Raw genomic sequence first — 19,520 nt, 5'->3', positions numbered from 1 at the left:
CGGATGTGATCTGGGCGCGGCTGCAGGTGCGCGCCAGCACGGTACCGACGACGGCGCCGACTACCGCACCGACTACCGCGCCAACCACGGCGCCGACGGCTGCGCCAACCCTGTCGCCAACGCTGGGACCCATTCCGAGGCCGACCTTGGCGCCCACATTGATGCCGACGCTGGCGCCCACCCGGATGCCGACCCCGGCGCCGACCTTGAGGCCGACCATGGCGCCGATTCCGATTCCGATTCCGATTCCGGTGCCGCGCGCCGCCGCGGCAGGCATCAGCGCCGGGACGGTGGCCCATGCCGCCGCCAGCGCCACGGTGCAGGAAGGCCTGGTGTTCGAAGCGCTGGCCGACACGGAGCACGGCCCGACCGTGATCCAGGCCGCCAGCCAGGATCCGTATGCGCTGTGCCACTGGTTCATTCCCCGCGTGCGGGTGCGCGGCAATGGTTACGTGGCGGGCATCCGCTGGATCGATGCGACCGGCGTGCAGCGCCATGGCGAAGCGCGGCTGTGGGAGTGGTGGAGCTTGCCGGTAAGCCCGGCGCCGCGCTATACGCCGCCCGCCAACGCGGTGGCCGAAGCGGATCACCGCGTCGACCGCGCGGCCGTGCTGCGCCAGCCCATGTACGTGGCGTACACGGCCGCCAGTCCCGCATCGGCGCCCGCTGCCGGCGGCGCCGATGCGGCGCAGCGCGTGGCGCAAGTGCGCCCCCGCGTCGACACATGGCTGAAATCCCTGCTGCACGACTTGTCGCTGCCCACCTGGTTGCTGCGCGACCAGCGGCCGATCACCAGCCAGGCCGCCGGTTCCCAGCCAGGCAACATGGGTGTGGGCATCGAAACGTCGCTGCTGGCCAGTTCCATCGATCCGGACCTGGGCCACCTGCTGGGGTTGGGCGACGTCGACCGCGATGCCAAGGCGCCGGCCGGGTCCCTGGTGCTGTACCGCATCCGCGGCCTGTTCCGCTGGAACAGCGCGGCGTGGACGCAAGCCGAAGCGCTGTCGTTCCTTGGCGCGTTGCGCGCCGGCCGGGCCGATGCGCTGGCCCAGTTCCCGGAGCTGGACCAGTTCAAGATCCCGCCGGCGGAAGACATTCCCTACCTCGACCTGACGCAGTGCGCGGTGGCCATTGCCGGCCAGCCGCCGCAAGGCATGGGGGCGCCCGTGATCGCGTCGTGCGATGACCGTGGCTGGCTCAGTACACCGCCGCCACCCAAGGTCCGGCGCGCGCTGCGCCTGCTGGCCAAGGGATTCCAGGCGCCGGCCGTGGCCGCCGTGGCCGCGCATGACCAGTACGGCGAACGCACGCTGCATGCCTTTGCCAATGGCAAGCGCATGGCGTATGGCAGCAATGCCGCGCCGCCCGGCACGCCGCTGCCATGGGTGGTGTCGCAGCCGGAAGATCCGGCCGAGGCGGGCGAAGCGCGCATGGAAGACCGCAATGGCGCGCCGGGCGCGATCGACTACCGCATCGCCAAGGGCGACTGGTTCGGCCGCTGGTCGGGCTGGGGCAAGCGCACCGCGCCGGCCAAGGCGCGCACGGCGCCGATGCGTCCCGCGCTGTTGATCTTCCCGTCGCCGCCCGTGTTTGCACCGCCGCCGGCCGACCCGCCGGCCGGGCTGCTGGCGGGCACCATTGAAATCCGCATCCCGCTGCCGAACATCGCGGAATTACCGGCCGGGGGCGCGGAATTGACGGGACTGGTGCTGCTGGAAACGTTTGGCGCCAACCCGGCCGCCAGCGCTTACTATGACCTGGCCAACTTGCCGAATGCGCCGGGCAACAAGGCGCACCTGGAAGACGATCCATCGAGCAGCCCTGGCCATCCGCAGCAATTGCTGGTCATTACGCGCACCGGCCCGGCGCTGTACCCGGCGCAGCAAATCCAGGTCAGCTACACGGCGCGCTGGCGCGATGTGCTGAACCATGAATCGCTGGACGCGTATCCGGCGAAAAAAACCATCACCGATCCGCGCCCGCCGGAAGCGCCGGTGATCATCCGGCCATTGACCTACACGTCGCGGCCCGATGCGATGGGCCACGCGCGCGCCGAATTCGCGTTCAACGGCGCGGCCGGCGTCGGCTACCGTGTCTACACCAGCACGGAATCGACGTTGCTGAAAGCGCTCGATGGCGGTATCGACAGCGGGCTGGCCAACACCGTGCGCAGCCTGGCGCTGATCAACGACCGCGCCGGACTGCTGGTCGACAACAGGACGCTGTTTGGCTGGGACCATTTCGAAATGATCACGCCGGAACCGCTGCATGCGGGAGCCGACGGCAAGGTGCATTTCACGAACCGCGTGTCGGCCGGCCTGAACGTGGCCGTGTTTTACCGCGTGGTGGCCGAAGGGCCGGGCGGCGGCTTGTCGGAATTGTCCAAGAGTTCCATGTTCGCCTTCGGCGTGCCGAACGTGGGCGGACCGGGCCAGCCGCTGGTGGCGGTGGTCAACGCGCCGGGCAAGAATCCGGTCGAGCATGGCGTGGTGCTACGCGTGCGCGTGCCACACGGCGCCAGTGCACCGAAAGCGTGGCGCCTGCGCCGCACGTCGACGGCCGGCGCCGATCCGCTGCGCATGCCGACCGTGCTGGCGGGGACTTTACTGCCGGGCGACCTGGAATCGAACGACGAAGGCCACAGTTTCGACATCGTCGCGCCGCAACCGTTGAAGCCGTGGGTCAATTACCGCTTCGTGGTGGAAGTGCAGGGCGAATCGCCGCCCGGCGCCGATCCGGTGCTGGTGGCCGGCGAATGGGGCGACGCCAGCGGTCCGGTCAAGCTGGCGTCGGTGCCGAAAGGCGCGCCGCCGCCGGTGCAGCAAGTGGCCGTCAGTGCGGCTGGGGGCGGATTGGCCATCACGGTGACGCCGCCGCCCGCGCAAACGTTACAAGGCACCATGATGGGCAATTTCCGCTTCGATGCCTGGCGCATCGAGCATGGTGCGCGGCCGCGCAAGCTGGAACTGCCATTCAGTTACGACCCGGTGGCGCAGACCTGGCAAGCGTTCGATGCGCAAGCCGTGCCGGCGGGCGCAGTGACCCGCGTGTCGGTGCGCGTGATCGATCCGCTCGGCCGCTCCGGCGACGCCACCTTGTCCAACCCCGTTTAGGAGAGGCGCATGACGACTCTGTACCAGCCGCCCGTCAACACCCTGGGCATCATGGCGCCCGTGCTGGGCCCATGGTTCACCGGCGGCAACGCCATGCCGGTCTTGCCTGCCTTGCCGGGGCCGGCCAACCTGCCGACCCAGCTGCACGTGCCAGTGGCGCTGAACAATACCAACTGGCTGCCGCCCGCCACGGGCAATCTCAGCCTGTATTACGTGCAAAACAATGCCGTGCCGCCCGCGCTCGACACCTTGCGCAACATCGATGGCAACAATCCGTTTGCCGCCAATGGCGTCTATGCGGGGCAGACCCGGCTGGTGGCCTGGTTCCGCCTGCTGCCGGAAGTGGAACAGCGGCTGCACCAGTGCCTGTCGCTGTTGCCCGCGCCGACCGCCGCCGCGCTGGGCGCGTTGGCGCCGGTGGCCGGTGTGCCATCGCGGCCGCAGGTGCGCAGCTTCATGATGGTCTTTCCGAATGGCGGCGTGACCACCGGCTTCATCGACGCCATGTTCAATGGCGGACTCGATGGCGATAACGTGTTTGAACGGATGAATTGCGTGGGGCTGGTGACGGCCGACGGTGTCAATGTCACGGGCAACATGGCGCTGCCGATGACGCATTTGCGCCGTCCCGGCGGCCAGTCGCCCGACACGCTGGTGGCCAACATGACGGCGCAGGTGGACCTGTGGTGCTTCGACCGGCGCGGCCGTCCGATCGACCCGGGCGCGGTGGCGTGCTGGTGGTCGTGGCTGCTCAACTATGGCATCGGTGAAACGGCGCCCGGCAATGGCAATTTCCAGCTGCTGGCGCCCAATATCCAGGCCGCCAACCTGGCCACGCCGGGCGCCGTGCTGGCGCCGGTGCCGGCGGCCGGCGCACCGGCCAGCCTGCCGCACGTGGCCAACTTCGCGCCGGGCCTGACCGCGCACCTGGTCAATCCGCACGAGGGTGTGCTGGGCGCGCCGTTCCTCTCGGTCGATGGCGACACGGCCGACACCAACAATGTGCAGCGCCTGACGCTGTCGGTGGGCGGCACGGCGATTCCGAATCCCGCCGGCAGCCTGGCCGGCGGCGGCGCGGGCGGCAACATCGTCATCAATTTCACGGCCGCGCCGACCGTCTCGGTGCCCCCGCCGGCAGGCGGCGCGCCCAACGTGCCTTACAACCCGCCGGCCGACAATGCGCCACTGGCGCGCGTGGCGGTGCTGCCGGGCGGCCCCTATGCGGCGCCCGCGGCGGCAGGCGTGACCCTGTGGGCGGGCGGACCGCTGCATACCAACCTGACGCGCGATTTCGTGCGCGTGGCCGTGGTTGATGAGGAAGCGTTCCTGGTCGGCTACCGGCGCCGCCGCAGCGACAACGCGGCCGCCAATCCCGCCTTCCCCGATGCGGCAACGCTGAAGCCGGGGCAGTTGCGGCGCGAAATGGACCAGAACCGCCCCAGCACCCGCATCACGGTGGCGCCGTCGGCGGGGCCCGTATTGCGCGCCACCAGCGGCGCCGTGGCGGCGGCCATGCTGACGCTGCCCAATGCGGCGGCCAATCCGGCGCGGCTGGTGCTCGGCGTGACCGATACCGCGTGGGGCGCGCCGGTGGCCCCGGCCGGGCTGGTGCCGGCCGTCCCCGCAGCCAACAGCCCGTTCCCGGCCGCGCTGGCCGATGCGGCCAATACGCCGCCCGCCGCGCTGGCCGTCGGCCAATACCGCGTGTTGCCATTGCAGGGCGACGGCGGCCAGGCGGCCGACCGCCAACTGGTGCTGCTGGAGGTCAACCTGGGGCCCGCCTGCGCCGGCGCCAATGTGCGTGCGTGGCCGCTGGGGTTCGACCTGGCCACCGGCAACCATTTCCGCCTGACTGGCGGTTCCGCCATCGTGGGCCTGAATGGCACCGCGTTTGCCGTGCTGGCGCTGCCGGACGGCCTGGCCAATCCGGTCGGGCAATTGCGCTTCGATCTGCAGGCCGTGATTCCGGGCGCCGCGGGCACCCCCTTCACGCGCCGTTACGCGGCGCAGCCCTTTACCCGGCCTGCGGCGCTGGGCGGCGTGCCGGTGGCGGCCAATGCGCTGGCGGGCGGCTGGGTGGTGTGCGAAACGGGGCTGGTGGGCGCCGCGCCGCCGCTGGCGCCGGGCAGTATCCCGGCCGGCGCGCACGTGGTGCAGACTGGCGCGCCGGCGGTGCTGGTGGATCGCAACACGATCGCCGTGGCCGACCTGGTCGGCACCCTGGCCAATTACCTGGCCGCCAATCCGACCGCGCTCTTGTCGCTGACGGAACCGGCGTTCGGTTCCACGGCGGACCGCGCCGACAGCGTGGGCCGTCCGCTGGCCAGGGCGCGTCCCAGCGTCCCGGCCCCCGGCGCGCAGCCCGGCGATTTGCCGCCGGGGCAGAACGGTCCGGGGGGCGGCGTGCTGGGCCTGGCCGGCAATGGCGTGCATTTGCTGGGGCGCGGCGCGGCCGAGGCGGGGTCCGCATCGCTGCCGCTGGGCTTGATGAACCGGCAGGAAGTGGTGGGGGCGTCGCTGGGCGCGGCGGCGCAGGCGGCCGTGATCGGCGCGTCGCCGCCGGCGCCGTGGGCGCTGGAACCGGCAACTAATCATTTCCTCGGTTATCCCGGCGTGCCGGCGTCGATCGAAGTGCATGGCGCGGGCGCCGTGCTGTCGGGCGGGGCGGCGATCGCGGCCGGCGAATATGTGCGCGAGCGCACGGCGGGCCTGGGCATTGCCGCGTTCCGGGGCGTGGCCGATCCGACCTTGCGCGGCCTGCTGATGCAGTCGGAAGTGGCGCTGGTGGCCGAGGCGTCGATGACCTTGCTGCCGCCCGCCGCCGCGGTCGCGGCGCCCAGTCCCGTGGTGGCCGTGCTGCGCACCAGCGCGATCGGCGTGGAAGGCTTGCCGCTGCTGTGCCAGACCATCCGCAACAATGGCTATTACCCGACGCTGACCAACGTGCTGGACACCTTCTATGTGTGGCTCAACACCAATATCCCGGTGCCGGCCGGCATTCCCGGCGGCGGGCCGACGCCGGGCCAGCTGGGCACGTGGCTGAGCAACCAGAATCCGCCCGCCACCAATGCGCTGGCGGCGTGCCGCGCGCTGGACCGGCGCATCCAGAGCAGCGTGTTCGGTTCGCGCGAAGCGCTGTATTCGCTGGTGGCCGCCATCAACCGTGCCGAAGACTTGATCTACATTGAAACGCCGGAGCTGGACAACCTGGTGCTGCGCTGCGCCGATGGCAATCCGGCGCCCGCCGCGGCGGAAAACGTCAGCCTGTGGCAAGTCCTGCTGGCGCGCATGAATGCCCGTCCCGGCTTGCGCGTGGTGCTGTGCGTATCCAGCCAGCCCGCGCCGGGCACGCCGCAGCGCCTGCGCGACGTGCGTGACCAGTCGCTGCTGGACGCCATCACGGCCGCGCGCACGGCGGCCGGCGCGCGTTTCGTCGTGTTTGCGCCGGGTGTGGGCGCGGGGCGCGCGCTGCGCCTGGCCAGCACGTCGGTAGTGGTCGACGATGCCTATGCGCTGACCGGCAGCACGCACTTGTCGCGCCGGGGCCTGAGCTGGGATACGTCGCTGGCGGCAGCCGTGTTCGATGAAAACCTCATCGATGGCCGTCCGGCCGACGTGCTGGGTTTCCGCAACCAGTTGCTGGCCGACCGCCTCGGCATCCCGCTGGCGGCGGTGCCGCTCGATGCGGCCGAACTGGTGCGCGCCATCACGGACCTCGATACGCAGGGTTCGAACCGCCTGTCGGCGGTGCCGATCGTGCCGCCGGCGACCGCCGTGACGCCGCTCGACCAGGATGTCTGGCTGCCCGATGGCAGCCTGTCGAACGCCGAGCGCAGCGATTTGCCGGGTTGGTCCGCATTGTTCCTGCAAAGCACGGCGCAAACCGACCCGGCGCACGCGATCACGGAAGGCTAGCAACTTTCGCACAGGTGTGCTAAAGTGCTTGCATGGATACCCCGACCAGCAAGAGCGAAGCCACCTACACTGCCATCGTGCAGGCCGCCTATGAAATGGCGGCCGCCGAGGGCATCGGCAAGGTGTCGCTGGGCGAAATCTCCAAGCGGCTGGGCATCAGCAAGAGCGGCGTGTTTTCCCGCGTCGGTTCGCTGGAAGCGCTGCAGGAAGCGGTGCTGGATGAATATGACCGCCGCTTTGCGCAGGATATCTTCCTGCCGTCGCTGAAGTTGCAGCATGGATTGCCCCGGCTGACGGCGCAGATCCAGGCCTGGATCCGGCGCTGCTGCGAAACCGGTCCGCGCACCGGCTGCCTGTACACGGCGGGCGCGTTTGAATTCGACGATTTATCGGGCCCGCTGCGCGACCGCATCGAGCAGGGCGTGCTGCGCTGGCGCGCGTCGCTGCGCAAGACGGTGCTGCAAGCGGTGGAAGTGGGCCATTTGCGGCCCGACACCGACCCGGAACAACTGGTGTTCGAGATTTACTGCCTGATCGTGGGTTTGCTGCACGACGCCCGCTTCATGCGCGATCCGTCCACGTTGAAGCGCATTTCGGTGGCGTATGGCCGCCTGATTTCCACCTATAAAAGTTTCACGTACCAAGATTGAACGGTTGCCGCGCCCGGAGTGCGGCGTTTTTTTCAACTAAATTCGCACACCTGTGCGAAACAAGGAGAGCATCATGACCAAGGTCTTGTTTGTTACCGTTGTCGCCTTCTTCCTGCTGTTTAACCCCAGCTTTGCGGAAGCCCTGAAATCGCTGCCGGAGTCCAACGACGATTTCGGCGCGGTGTAGCATGGAACCCATCGATTTCTACTTTGATTTCGGCTCGCCCTACGGCTATTTCGCCGCCACCTGCATCGATGAACTGGCGGCGCGCCACGGGCGCACGGTGCGCTGGCATCCCGTCATGATGGCGGCCATGCTGCAGGCGACCGGCGGCACGCCGTTGCCGCTGGTGCCCATCAAGGGCGATTACGTGCGGCACGACATCCGCCGCACGGCGCGCCAGCATGGCATCGCGTACCGCCAGCCGGACGTGTTCCCGGAATTGCTGCTGGCGCCGGGCCGCGCCATGCTGTGGCTGCGGCTGCAATATGGCGACGAACTGGCCGTGCGCTTCGCCAAGCGCTGCTATCACGCGTATTTTGCCGAGCGGGCCCGGTTGGCCGACCCCTCCACCGTGTGCCGGCTGGCGGCGGAACTGGGCGTGGTGGAAGAAGCGTTGGCGGCCGCGCTGCTGGCGGACGACGTCAAAGCCCTGTTCAAGGTGGAGACGCAGCAGGCGCTGGAGCGCGGCGTGTTTGGCGTGCCGTTCGTGATTGTCGACGGCGAACCGTTCTGGGGCTTTGACCGCTTCGGCCAGCTGGAAGCGTGGCTGGCAGGGCGGGGCGCATCGTGGCGCTACTGGGCGCGCAAGGCGCGGGGACCGGTGGGGGCGAAATGGAAAACGCCGAAACCGCAAGCTGCCGACACGCCGGCCAGTGCAGCAGCCTGATCCGGCTCATCACGTGCAGGCGCAATTCATGCCGTTGTTTTAACATTTCATCCGATTGTGCGGGTATCAAGGCGCGCAGGTCGATACAGTGCAGGCTCCACCATCTTTTTCTCGAGGCTTGCATGACAACGTTACCCCGCCGCCTTGGCGCCGCCAGCGCATTGCTGTTTTCCCTGATGTTGGGCGCGGCCCATGCCGACACCGCCGCACCGGACCTGGAGAGCCGCCGCGCCGCGCTCAATACGCTGATCAAGGAACAGTGGGAACACACGATGCGCAACAGCCCGGAATGGGCATCGTTGCTGGGCGACAAGCGCTACAACGACCAGTGGTCGGACTTTTCGCAGGCGGGCATCGATGCCGATAACCAGGCTGCGGCGGCATTCCTGAAGCGCTTCGAAGCCATTGACACGAGCGGTTTCCCGCTGCAGGAAAAGCTGAACCGCGATTTGATGGTGCGCGAGTTGCGCAAGAATGTCGAGGGCGTGCGCTTCCGCGACTGGGAAATGCCGCTGGCGCAAAATTCCGGCGTGCACCTCGATATCCCGATGGTGGTGTCGGCGCTGCCGTTTGAAACCGTCAAGGATTACGAAGATTACATCGCCCGCCTGCACAAGCTGCCGAAGCTGTTCGCGGAAACCCGCGTGCAGATGGAAAAGGGCGTGAAGGACGGCCTGATGCCGCCGAAATTCCTGATCCCGAAAATCGCCAAACAGTGCGACGACGTGGCGGCAATGAAGCCGGCCGCGTCGCCGTTCGCCGAACCGCTGAAGAAATTCCCGGCCGATTTTTCCGCCGCCGACAAGGCGCGCCTGACGAAAGACATCCTGGCCGCCGTGCAAAAGGATGTGGCGCCCGCCTACAAGCAGCTGGGCGCCTTTGTGAAGACCAAATACCTGCCGTACGGCCGCAAGGACGTGGGCATGTGGTCGCTGCCGGACGGCGCTGCGCGCTACAGCTTCAAGGCCAAGCATTCCACCACCACGGACATGACGCCGGAAGAAATCCACCAACTGGGCCTGTCCGAAGTGGCGCGCATCGAAGGGCAGATGCTGAAGGTGGCGCAACAGCTGGGCTACAAGGATTTGAAGTCGTTTAACAAGTCGCTGGAAGCGAATGCGGCATTGCATCCGAAATCGCGCCAGGAAATCGTCGACCTGTACCAGAAATACACGGACCAGATGTACACGCAGCTGCCGCAGCAATTCGGCATCCTGCCGAAGGCGAAAGTGGAAATCAAGCAGGTGGAAGCGTTCCGTGAAAAAGGCGCGTCCGCCGCCGCGTACATGCCGGGTTCGCCCGATGGCAAGCGTCCGGGCCGCGTGATGGTCAACACGGGCGATTTCGCCAAGCGTTCCACCGTCAGCATTGAAACCACGGCGCTGCACGAAGGCGTGCCGGGCCACCACATGCAATTATCGATTGCGCAGGAAATCGACTCGCTGCCGATGTTCCGCCAGCATGGCAATTACACGGCCTATGCGGAAGGCTGGGCGCTGTATTCGGAACGCCTGGGCGAGGAACTGGGCTTCTTCAAGGACCCGTACAGCAACTACGGCCATTTGCAGGATGAAATGCTGCGCGCGATCCGCCTGGTGGTCGATACCGGCCTGCATTACAAGAAGTGGACGCGCCAGCAAGTGGTGGACTTCTTCCACGACCATTCCGGCATCGAGGAAGTCGACGTGCAGAGCGAAACCGACCGCTACATCGTGTGGCCGGGCCAGGCGCTGGGCTACAAGATCGGCCAACTGAAAATCCTGTCGCTGCGTGACTACGCGAAGCAGGAACTGGGCGCACGTTTCGACATCCGCAAGTTCCACGACCAGGTGCTGGGCGCGGGCGCGTTGCCGATGGATGTGCTGGAAGCGCAGATCAAGGGCTGGGTCGCGGCGGAAAAGCTGAACGCCACCGCGCAGCAGTAAGCCCCGGGACTGCCAACGTAGTCCGGTAGCCACTGCACATGGCGGATTCTACGAACCCGCCATGCATGCGTTAACGCGGCGCCGGCAGGCGGCTTTGTAAAAGCCGCCCTACGGGTTCACCGTCCCGGTTGAACGAGACGGTGCGGCCCTTACGCCTTTTTCCGCTTCGGCGCCAGCGCCGGCAGCAGCGGCACCAGGTATTTGCCGGTCACGCTGTCCGGATTGGCCGCCACGTCTTCCGGCGAACCGGTGGCGACGATCCGGCCACCACCGGCGCCGCCTTCCGGACCCAGGTCGACGATCCAGTCCGCCGTCTTGATGACGTCCAGGTTGTGCTCGATGATGGCCAGCGTGTTGCCCTGGTCGCGCAGGCGGTGGATCACTTTCAGCAGCAAGTCGATGTCGTGGAAGTGCAGGCCGGTGGTCGGTTCATCGAGGATGTACAGCGTGCGGCCCGTATCGCGCTTGGACAGTTCCAGCGACAGCTTGACGCGCTGCGCTTCGCCGCCCGACAGCGTGGTGGCGCTCTGGCCCAGCTTGATGTAGCCCAGGCCCACGTCCAGCAGGGTTTGCAGCTTGCGGGCAATCAGCGGCACGGGTTTGAAGAATTCGTGCGCATCTTCCACCGTCATGTCCAGCACTTCGGTGATGCTCTTGCCCTTGTACTGCACTTCCAGCGTTTCGCGGTTGTAGCGCTTGCCGTGGCAGACATCGCACGGCACGTAGACGTCCGGCAGGAAGTGCATTTCCACCTTGATCACGCCATCGCCCTGGCACGCTTCGCAGCGGCCGCCCTTGACGTTGAACGAGAAACGGCCGGCGCTGTAGCCGCGTTCCTTCGCCATCGGCACGGTCGAGAACAAGTCGCGGATCGGCGTGAACAGGCCCGTGTAGGTGGCGGGATTGGAACGCGGCGTGCGGCCGATCGGCGCCTGGTCGACGGCGATGACCTTGTCGAAGTGTTCCAGGCCGCTGATCGATTCGTGCGGCGACGGTTCCGTCTGCGAACCGTACAGGTGGCGCGACAGGGCCGGGTACAGCGTATCGTTGATCAGCGACGATTTGCCGGAACCGGAGACGCCGGTCACGCATGTCATCAGGCCCACCGGCAATTGCAGCGTGACGTTTTTCAGGTTGTTGCCGGTCGCGCCCGTGATCACCAACTGGCGCTCTTCGTCGAACGGATGGCGCTTCTTCGGCACTTCGATTTTCTTCGCGCCGGACAGATATTGCGACGTCAGCGATTCCTTGTTTTTCAAGATGTCCTTCAGCGTACCGGAGGCAATCACGTCGCCGCCATGCACGCCTGCGCCCTTGCCCATGTCGACGATGTAGTCGGCGGTGCGGATCGCATCTTCGTCGTGTTCCACCACCAGCACGGAATTGCCGATGTCGCGCAAGTGTTTCAGCGTGTCGATCAGGCGGTCGTTGTCGCGCTGGTGCAAGCCGATCGACGGCTCGTCCAGCACGTACATCACGCCCGTCAGGCCGGAACCGATTTGCGACGCCAGGCGGATACGCTGCGCTTCGCCGCCAGACAAGGTATCGGCGCTGCGGTCCAGCGACAGGTAATCGAGGCCCACGTTGTTCAGGAACTTCAGGCGCGAGACGATTTCCTTGATGACGCGGTCGGCGATTTCCTTTTTCGCCCCCGCCAGTTCCAGTCCTTCGAAGTAATCGAGGCAGTCGCGCAGCGGCTTGTGGGCGATTTCATAAATCGCCCGCTCATGGTCGCCCATGCCGACCTTGACGAAACGGGCTTCCACGCGCAGGCGCGCGCCGGCGCACGACGGGCATTCCTTTTCGTTGATGAACTTGGCCAGTTCTTCCTTGACCGCCATCGAATCCGTTTCACGGTAGCGGCGCGACAGGTTGTTGACCACGCCTTCGAACGTGTGTTCCTTGACCACGGCGCGGCCACGCTCGTTGATGTAGGTGAACGGGATCGCCTGCTTGCCGGAACCCTGCAGGATGACGTCGCGCGCGTTTTTCGGCAATTGTTCGAACGGCGTGTCGAGGTCGAATTCGAAGTAGGCGGCCAGCGCCGTCAGCATCTGGAAATAAAACTGGTTGCGGCGGTCCCAGCCCTTGATGGCGCCGGACGCCAGCGACAGGTTCGGGAACGCGACAATGCGCTTCGGATCGAAGAATTCAATGTGGCCCAGGCCGTCGCACTCGGGGCAGGCGCCCATCGGGTTGTTGAACGAGAACAGGCGCGGTTCCAATTCCTGCAGCGAGTAGCCGCACACGTTGCAGGCGAACTTGTTGGAATACACGTGCTCTTTGCCGGTATCCATTTCATACGCGACGGCGCGGCCATCGGCCAGGCGCAGCGCGGTTTCAAAGCTTTCCGCCAGGCGCTGCTTGATGTCGGCATTGACCTTGACGCGGTCGATCACCACGTCGATCGTGTGCTTTTCCGTCTTTTTCAGTTTCGGCAAATCGTCCGCGTCGTAAATCTTCGCGTCATGGGTGCCGCTCTGGATGCGGAAGCGCACGAAGCCATGCGCCTGCATTTGTTCGAACAGGTCGACGTGCTCACCCTTGCGGTTGGCCACCACGGGGGCCAGGATCATCAGCTTGGTACCTTCCGGCATGGCCAGCACGGCGTCGACCATTTGCGACACGGATTGCGCGGCCAGCGCATTTTCCGGGTGGTCCGGGCAATACGGGGTACCGACGCGCGCATACAACAGGCGCAGGTAATCGTGAATTTCCGTCACGGTGCCGACGGTGGAGCGGGGATTGTGCGACGTGGCCTTTTGTTCAATGGAAATCGCGGGCGACAAGCCTTCGATCAAGTCCACGTCCGGCTTTTCCATCAATTGCAGGAACTGGCGCGCATAGGCCGACAGCGATTCCACGTAGCGGCGCTGGCCTTCCGCATACAGCGTGTCGAACGCCAGCGACGATTTGCCGGAACCCGACAAGCCGGTGATGACGATCAGCTTGTTGCGGGGCAGGTCGAGGTTGATGTTTTTCAGGTTGTGCGTGCGAGCGCCGCGGACGCGGATGTATTCCATTGCTGTGCCTGGAGGTAAGGGTAGGTGGCCAAAGATCGAACCCGGTACTATATCCGGGTTTGCCCCGCGCCGCGCTGCTTCCATTGATATGGGACAGGGGCATCGGTGGCAAATACTGTATATAATACCAGTGTTCGGCTCAGGATGTTCACCGCCCCAACAATTTCTCGGGCCCGGTTGGCGTTGGCTTATAATCGCTGTCTACGCAAATTCCAGCCCGCCCGTTTGCAAGATGGACACGAGGGGCGGCCGCAGTTAAACAGGAGCAATTCATGGCATCAGTCAATAAAGTCATCATCGTCGGCAATCTGGGCCGTGATCCGGAAATCCGTTACATGCCGAGCGGTGACGCCATCGCCAACATCGCCGTGGCGACGTCCTACAAATCGAAGGATCGCAACACGGGCGAACAGAAAGAGCTGACCGAATGGCACCGCATTTCGTTCTTCGGCCGCCTGGCGGAAATCGTCGGCCAATACCTGAAAAAAGGTTCGTCGGTGTACGTGGAAGGCCGCCTGCAAACCCGTAAATACACGGACAAGGACGGCGTCGAGAAATACGCAACGGACATCATCGCTGAAAACATGCAAATGCTGGGCGGCCGTGCCGGCGGCATGGGCGGCGGCGACAGCATGGACGACGGCGGCGGCTACGACGCCCCAGTTTCCCGTCCGGCCCCGCGTCCACAACCGCAGCAAGCCGCTCCGGCGCCACGTCCGGCCCCGCGCCCGGCGCCGAATTTCTCGGATATGGATGACGATATTCCGTTCTAGACTGGAACTAACTCAGTTTTGTCCATAACCCTCTGTAACTCATTGAGTTACAGAGGGTTTTTTGTTTGTTGACAAATATGGGAATGCACCTATTCTGATACTTAACGTCTACCTGCAAAAGGTGTCAACATGACACTTGGATTCCGGGTTCAAACAGTCGTTTTCGTATCGGGAGAACGATTTCCCCTGCTAGTGAAATCCCGCCACCGGCATTCCATTGTTTTATCCCACGCTCTTCACTGTATCTGAGTTGCGTCCCTGTAATTTAGCGTCCGCAACCTTAGCGCAGGCTTTGCGACCGAAGCAAGCTGGAGAAATGATGGCAAGCGGACAGCAGTTAGCAGAGGAAACGTATACCGGTTTACAACTTGGGCGGCGTTCAAGCTAAGCTTTAAGAGATTCCAATATCAAACTTAGGTCGATCGGGCCAGTTATTGGCCAGTGACAACTATTCATTTGAGCCAAACATTCATCCGCGAACGAAGAATCGACCATTCTGGCATAGGATATTAATCCGAGAAGATGATTTTTAAGGCCAATAACTGAATCGAATTTTCGAGCGACCGCATGCGCTTGTGGGCTTCTGGTCCGGCAGAAGTACAAGTGCATTTTCAACTTATCTTTGAACTCGGATGTCAGTCGCGGCTTGTTGCCATCTACTAGCAGCCCAAGAGCAATCATTTTAGAGCCAGGGCCGCTAACCTTCGTTTTCTCCATATTCGGCTGAAAACCGGCGCGCCGCAAAATAGCATATAACTGCCCGATAGCTTTTGCTGCATTCGCCTTGCCGAAATCGTTTGATTTTGAAGACAATACTATATCGTCAGAGTACCTAGTGTATCTTAAATCAAATCTGTCTGCCAGTTCGGCAATTTTTTCGTCGATATCTTTGGCAATTAAATTTGCCAGCATTGGGCTTGTCGGAGCGCCTTGCGGTAGATGTCCAAGCGCGCTCGACGCATAAGCTTCGATCACGTATTTGGTTCCTTTCGTCTTGACTTTTGCAAACCCATTAATCGAGTAGGCTCGCTCCAGTTCAGGATTTGCAATGCGAGTGCAAATTCGTGACAACTCGAAACTCAACAATGGCTGGTACCCCGCATCCAGAAATATCTTATAGATACGAGTTTCGAGGACGGTTTCGAAAAAATTTTCGATGTCGACCTTCATAAGCCATTTTGCGTTTTTATGAACGATAGCAGCCTTATATGCGGATCGATCTTCTAAATATGCGAAAGCAGCCTCATTAACAGGCAATTTTTTTAATATATTGTCATTTATCCAGCGCTGTACCCTTAATAGAAATGGATGAGGCGCCGCAATCCATCGATACTGTTTAATAGCATTTTGCGAGCGTTTTTTGATTTTAAATACGGTGTAATGCTCAGTTGCCCCAGTGCGGGCGACGACCGAACGTAAGAATTTATACGGAACGCCGGTTTCATGCGCCAAGTGTGCGAGCGTAAATAATGGGGGCAGAAAGGGATTTGTCGAACGAATTTCGCTAGCAATTGCGATAGCTGCACTGACAGGAGCGCCCGGAGGGGCATCTTGTTTGAAAAGCTGAGATTGCCAATTACTCATTCATTTACATTTGTTGACATTCCATGGAGGATTTGAGCCTCGCTCATTCGCCAGACATCCACCGCGAAGCCTTTGAGCGAGGCTCAAAGGTTCCGTAAAGCGTAAGTTCCTCTCAAGGGGCGCGGGAATCCGGCCCCCTGCCTACCAACAGCATAGGCCGTGACTAAATGGATTTTGACGGCAATCTCAGCTGTTTCGGATAGTAATACGATTTCTCAACTTTAGGAAGGTTTTCAGCGAGATTTTTTGTTATAACTGACCCCAACGTGCCGACACCCAAGTCAGTGAGCCTACATGTCCGGGTCAGCAGTCCCTGATGAATTCCAATTTTTAACAAATCATCAATTTCGTGAAGGGGGAGCTTTGTGCCTGCGCATAATGACTCCGGTTTTACCATCCCCTTCCTAATCGCGCACATCACTAATATCATTTTTTTTCCGCTATCGGGAAATTTTAGAAAGAATTGCTTTCTTCCCAAGTCGGACAATCCCAAGCTATCAAGGATATCCCCGTATTGGACGCCGGTGAATTTCGGGCGTAAGTCATCAAAACCAATGCTCCCGATCCGTCCAGGGAAAAGCGGCAACCATCCTTTATCCGCCTCGAAAAGAATTCTTGGCACATTGTTTGGGCAGCCATGCCGGAAAATTATTAACGCTCCGGTATCTTTATACCCTAAAGGTTCTTTCGTTCCGCGATAATATTTCTTGCACAAGTTGGGAATATTGGTGTTGAAACCAAACTCTGTACGAATAGTTGGACATTCACGCCCCTTAACAACTTCTGGACCGCATGGGTGGGACCTGACTCGCGCCTCACCTGCCTCGGTGCTAGCATAGGCAAGCACAGTAAAGCGAATTAGGCCCTTTGAGTGCCAACTCCTAACGGTTCGAACACGCCAAGCTGATTCTAGAAAATTCCAGACTCTGTCGCCACTACCAATCAAATCAGTGACAACGAAGAAATGCCTAATCTTCGCTCGTCTGAACAAATTTGGTGACGGATTGGTAACGAAATGGAGATCTCTATTTCTCGCTAATTGTCCGGTGATTGAGGCCATCAACCCCTCACTTCCAACGTCGGTCTTATCCCCCCGCGAGAAGTAAAGAACTGCCGGACTGGCACCGCAGGCGCGAACCGCTTGCTTTCGACGCCCGACGACCGGGACCTTCTCTTCTTTGAACATCTTGCAGGGGCCGCCGCTCCGGCTCTTCTTCACTTCCCGCTCAACGAAAACTGCGGTTGGCTCGCTGTGGAGTTCATACTGCCTCCTAATGAGCCGCTCTAGCACGCGTGCGAACTCATCATGGGAAACGGTATGCACGGCCGCTAAGAGCTTCTCAGCGGTAGGTTGGTCATTCGCTTCAAACTGCGACAGCCACTCTTTTTTTGATGTCATATCTTTATTTGCGCGACGAACTATGGAGCACTTAGCGGGCTAAGCATCGCGGTCACAGCGCTCTTTCTATTGCCGGAACTGGGCCACAGCACACGTCGCAGAGTGCTTTCTTACTAATACTCACTCTAGCGGCAGGCAACCTCGAGTGTGACTATCTTATGCCCCCATATGCTGTGATTGTAATGGTGCACTGTTGCTAGCATAATAAGCGATGTTGGATTTCTAGAGTTGCGGCTCTCACAAACGGACATTCCTAAGATGTCTTGAACGGGCAATTCGTAAGCGTCTTGCCAGCGCCGTCTTGAGCAACGCATCAGTTTAGTTGTAGTAGTTGAGACTTGATTTGGCAATGACTGTCTGTTCGAAGGCACCTGTCGCCCTGTTGCCGTCACTCGTCCAGAAGCCGAAATTGCTGGGCTACTGCCGCGGCAACCTACCCCTGGGCTGTGGGGCGGACAATAATCTCGCCCACGTCGACATCGGAAGGCTGCTCGATGGCAAACGCAATCGCCCGGGCAATGGCATCCGGCGGCATGGCGAACTTATCCATTGAGTCGGAGATTTGCGCCTTTGCTTCCGGATTCGTCACCGAGTCCGCAAAGTTTGTCCGCGTAAAGCCTGGTGAAATGACTGTCACGCGCAATTTGTCTCCCGCCTCCTGCCGCAAACCCTCCGAGATTGCCCGCACCGCGCCCTTGCTTGCGGCGTAGACCGCCATGTTCGGGGTGATGCGATGAGCGGCGGTGGAAGCGGTATTGATGAAATGTCCAAAACCCTGCGAACGAAAGACCGGCAATGCGGCGGCGATTCCATACAGCACGCCTTTGATGTTCACGTCGATCGTATTGTCCCAATCGTCCACGCGCAGCTCGTCGAAGGGAGAGATCGGCCCGACGCCGGCGTTGTTGATCAGCACGTCGAGCTGGCCATATCGCTCGCATGCCAGATGTACAAGATGCGACATGTCCTCTCGCCGCTTAACGTCCGTGCATGCCCATGCACAATGCCCCCCTGCCTTGCCAATCCGGTCGGAGAGGTCGCGAAGCCGACGCTCTCCACGCGCTCCCAGCACCACCTTCGCCCCACGCTCCGCTAATAGCAGAGCCGTTGCCTCACCTATGCCGCTGCTCGCGCCCGTGATAACAACGACCTTATCCATGATTGTCGACATGATATTTTCCTCATCGCTTGTTTAAGAGGGCGAACATCCTGATATTGCTCCGGCACGCCCGACACACCCATGTTCGTCTAGTTTGGCGCGCCAATCTATAATCCAATTACCGTTTTTCTTTATTGATCGTACGGATTGCAATGGACCCTCTCTCGGATATCTTTCATCTGCTCAAGGTCGAAAGCGTGCTGTCGGCGCGGTTTGAAGCGTCCGGATCCTGGTCGCTGCGCTTTTCTGCTTATGAACACATCAAGTTCGGCGGCATCCTGGCAGGCTCGTTCTGGCTATGGTTCGAAGATGACGCCGCGCCGGTCGAACTGAAGGCCGGCGATTTCTACCTGCTGACGCAAGGACAGCCGTATTGCGTCGGAAGCGATCCCGCTCTTGCTCCGGCCGATGGCCGTGAAGTGCTTGTCACGCACCGTTGCGCAGACGGAATCGTGCGTTATGGCCAGACTGGGGCGAAGGCCAGTGCAACGGGAGGCCGCTTCGTCCTGGATGCCAGCACCTGCGAACTCTTGCTGAAATCCCTGCCGCCGCTTATCCATATCCCGGCTGCCGCTGAAACGGCTCCGGCGCTGCGGTGCTTGCTCGATCTTTTGCGGCTTGAGACAGAGACGCCCCGTCCCGGCGCATCGGTTGCCGCGGCGAGCCTCGCCAACATGGTGCTGGTACAAGTCCTGCGCGAGCATTTGGAGTCAGGAGCGTATATGCGGGGTTGGCTTGGCGCACTTGCCGATCCAAAGATCGGAGCCGCCCTTGCTCTCATCCATGCGGACGTTGCCCGGCGCTGGAAAGTGGGCGAACTTGGGGCGGCGGTGGCGATGTCACGCACAACGTTTGCCGAGCGCTTCAGGGAGCTCGTTGGCATGGCGCCCATCGATTACCTGACCAATTGGCGTATCGCAAAAGCTGGTGCCGCGCTGCGAGAAGGGAAAAGTATTGCCTCGGTCGCTGAAAGCGTCGGCTATGGTTCCGAGGCGGCCTTCAGTTCCGCCTTTAAACGGATCGTGGGAGAAAGCCCGGGGCGGCACCGGCAATTACGTTCCGGGACCTTCAGCGAGATCTGACGCGCGG

Annotated in this window: 10 protein-coding genes; 6 read left to right on the top strand and 4 right to left on the bottom strand. The window is 62.4% G+C overall.

All coding sequences use genetic code 11. The features are described 5' to 3' along the window. Nucleotides 1–3,122 precede the first annotated feature (3,122 nt). The 4 genes from GJ700_RS29470 to GJ700_RS29455 all read left to right on the top strand — a co-directional run bounded on the left by GJ700_RS29470 (nucleotide 3,123) and on the right by GJ700_RS29455 (nucleotide 10,493). A complete protein-coding gene (locus GJ700_RS29470) occupies nucleotides 3,123–7,028 on the top strand; it encodes a hypothetical protein (protein ID WP_154380775.1) in 3,906 nt (1,301 codons plus the stop codon). A 32-nt stretch (nucleotides 7,029–7,060) separates the two neighbouring features. Beyond that, a complete protein-coding gene (locus GJ700_RS29465; protein WP_154380773.1) occupies nucleotides 7,061–7,678 on the top strand; it encodes a TetR/AcrR family transcriptional regulator in 618 nt (205 codons plus the stop codon). 188 nt (nucleotides 7,679–7,866) lie between these two features. Then, on the top strand, nucleotides 7,867–8,568 hold the full coding sequence (locus tag GJ700_RS29460) for a 2-hydroxychromene-2-carboxylate isomerase (protein WP_154380771.1): 702 nt from the start codon (nucleotides 7,867–7,869) through the stop codon (nucleotides 8,566–8,568). A gap of 122 nt (nucleotides 8,569–8,690) precedes the next feature. Further along, nucleotides 8,691–10,493, top strand: coding sequence for a DUF885 domain-containing protein (locus tag GJ700_RS29455; RefSeq protein ID WP_154380769.1), 1,803 nt, complete (start codon nucleotides 8,691–8,693; stop codon nucleotides 10,491–10,493). A 149-nt stretch (nucleotides 10,494–10,642) separates the two neighbouring features. Here GJ700_RS29455 and uvrA read toward each other — a convergent pair whose 3' ends face one another. After that, complete coding sequence (uvrA, locus tag GJ700_RS29450; RefSeq protein WP_154380767.1) at nucleotides 10,643–13,516, bottom strand: excinuclease ABC subunit UvrA; 2,874 nt, start codon at nucleotides 13,514–13,516, stop codon at nucleotides 10,643–10,645. Nucleotides 13,517–13,788: 272 nt separating this feature from the next. On the opposite strand from uvrA, the gene ssb reads away from it, so the two are divergent. Further along, nucleotides 13,789–14,289: a single-stranded DNA-binding protein gene (gene ssb, locus GJ700_RS29445; protein WP_154380766.1), complete on the top strand. Its 501-nt coding sequence runs from the start codon at nucleotides 13,789–13,791 to the stop codon at nucleotides 14,287–14,289. A gap of 384 nt (nucleotides 14,290–14,673) precedes the next feature. Here the strand turns inward: ssb and GJ700_RS29440 are convergent, their stop codons facing one another. The 3 genes from GJ700_RS29440 to GJ700_RS29430 all read right to left on the bottom strand — a co-directional run bounded on the left by GJ700_RS29440 (nucleotide 14,674) and on the right by GJ700_RS29430 (nucleotide 18,443). After that, nucleotides 14,674–15,873 (bottom strand): reverse transcriptase family protein, encoded by a 1,200-nt coding sequence (locus GJ700_RS29440; RefSeq protein ID WP_154380764.1) that lies wholly within the window; start codon nucleotides 15,871–15,873, stop codon nucleotides 14,674–14,676. A 163-nt stretch (nucleotides 15,874–16,036) separates the two neighbouring features. After that, on the bottom strand, nucleotides 16,037–17,272 hold the full coding sequence (locus GJ700_RS29435) for a phosphoribosyltransferase-like protein (RefSeq protein ID WP_154380762.1): 1,236 nt from the start codon (nucleotides 17,270–17,272) through the stop codon (nucleotides 16,037–16,039). Nucleotides 17,273–17,705: 433 nt separating this feature from the next. Further along, nucleotides 17,706–18,443 carry an SDR family oxidoreductase gene (locus GJ700_RS29430; RefSeq protein ID WP_154380760.1) on the bottom strand — a complete coding sequence of 246 codons (738 nt, stop codon included), beginning with the start codon at nucleotides 18,441–18,443 and terminating at the stop codon, nucleotides 17,706–17,708. 140 nt (nucleotides 18,444–18,583) lie between these two features. Between GJ700_RS29430 and GJ700_RS29425 the strand changes: the two genes are divergently transcribed. Continuing rightward, nucleotides 18,584–19,513, top strand: a complete 930-nt coding sequence (locus GJ700_RS29425) for an AraC family transcriptional regulator (RefSeq protein WP_154380758.1) — start codon at nucleotides 18,584–18,586, stop codon at nucleotides 19,511–19,513. Nucleotides 19,514–19,520: the final 7 nt, after the last annotated feature.

Source organism: Pseudoduganella rivuli (assembly GCF_009674485.1).
GTDB classification, from domain to species: domain Bacteria; phylum Pseudomonadota; class Gammaproteobacteria; order Burkholderiales; family Burkholderiaceae_D; genus Rugamonas; species Rugamonas rivuli_B.
This window is presented reverse-complemented; position numbering and strand designations above follow the sequence as displayed.

Bases quoted from the DNA above. Each gene is read 5' to 3' on its own strand.
- GJ700_RS29440 (WP_154380764.1), bottom strand. From the start codon at position 15,873: ATGAGTAATTGGCAATCTCAGCTTTTCAAACAAGATGCCCCTCCGGGC.
- GJ700_RS29465 (WP_154380773.1), top strand. From the start codon at position 7,061: ATGGATACCCCGACCAGCAAGAGCGAAGCCACCTACACTGCCATCGTG.
- uvrA (WP_154380767.1), bottom strand. From the start codon at position 13,516: ATGGAATACATCCGCGTCCGCGGCGCTCGCACGCACAACCTGAAAAAC.
- GJ700_RS29430 (WP_154380760.1), bottom strand. From the start codon at position 18,443: ATGTCGACAATCATGGATAAGGTCGTTGTTATCACGGGCGCGAGCAGC.
- GJ700_RS29455 (WP_154380769.1), top strand. From the start codon at position 8,691: ATGACAACGTTACCCCGCCGCCTTGGCGCCGCCAGCGCATTGCTGTTT.
- ssb (WP_154380766.1), top strand. From the start codon at position 13,789: ATGGCATCAGTCAATAAAGTCATCATCGTCGGCAATCTGGGCCGTGAT.
- GJ700_RS29425 (WP_154380758.1), top strand. From the start codon at position 18,584: ATGGACCCTCTCTCGGATATCTTTCATCTGCTCAAGGTCGAAAGCGTG.
- GJ700_RS29435 (WP_154380762.1), bottom strand. From the start codon at position 17,272: ATGACATCAAAAAAAGAGTGGCTGTCGCAGTTTGAAGCGAATGACCAA.
- GJ700_RS29470 (WP_154380775.1), top strand. From the start codon at position 3,123: ATGACGACTCTGTACCAGCCGCCCGTCAACACCCTGGGCATCATGGCG.
- GJ700_RS29460 (WP_154380771.1), top strand. From the start codon at position 7,867: ATGGAACCCATCGATTTCTACTTTGATTTCGGCTCGCCCTACGGCTAT.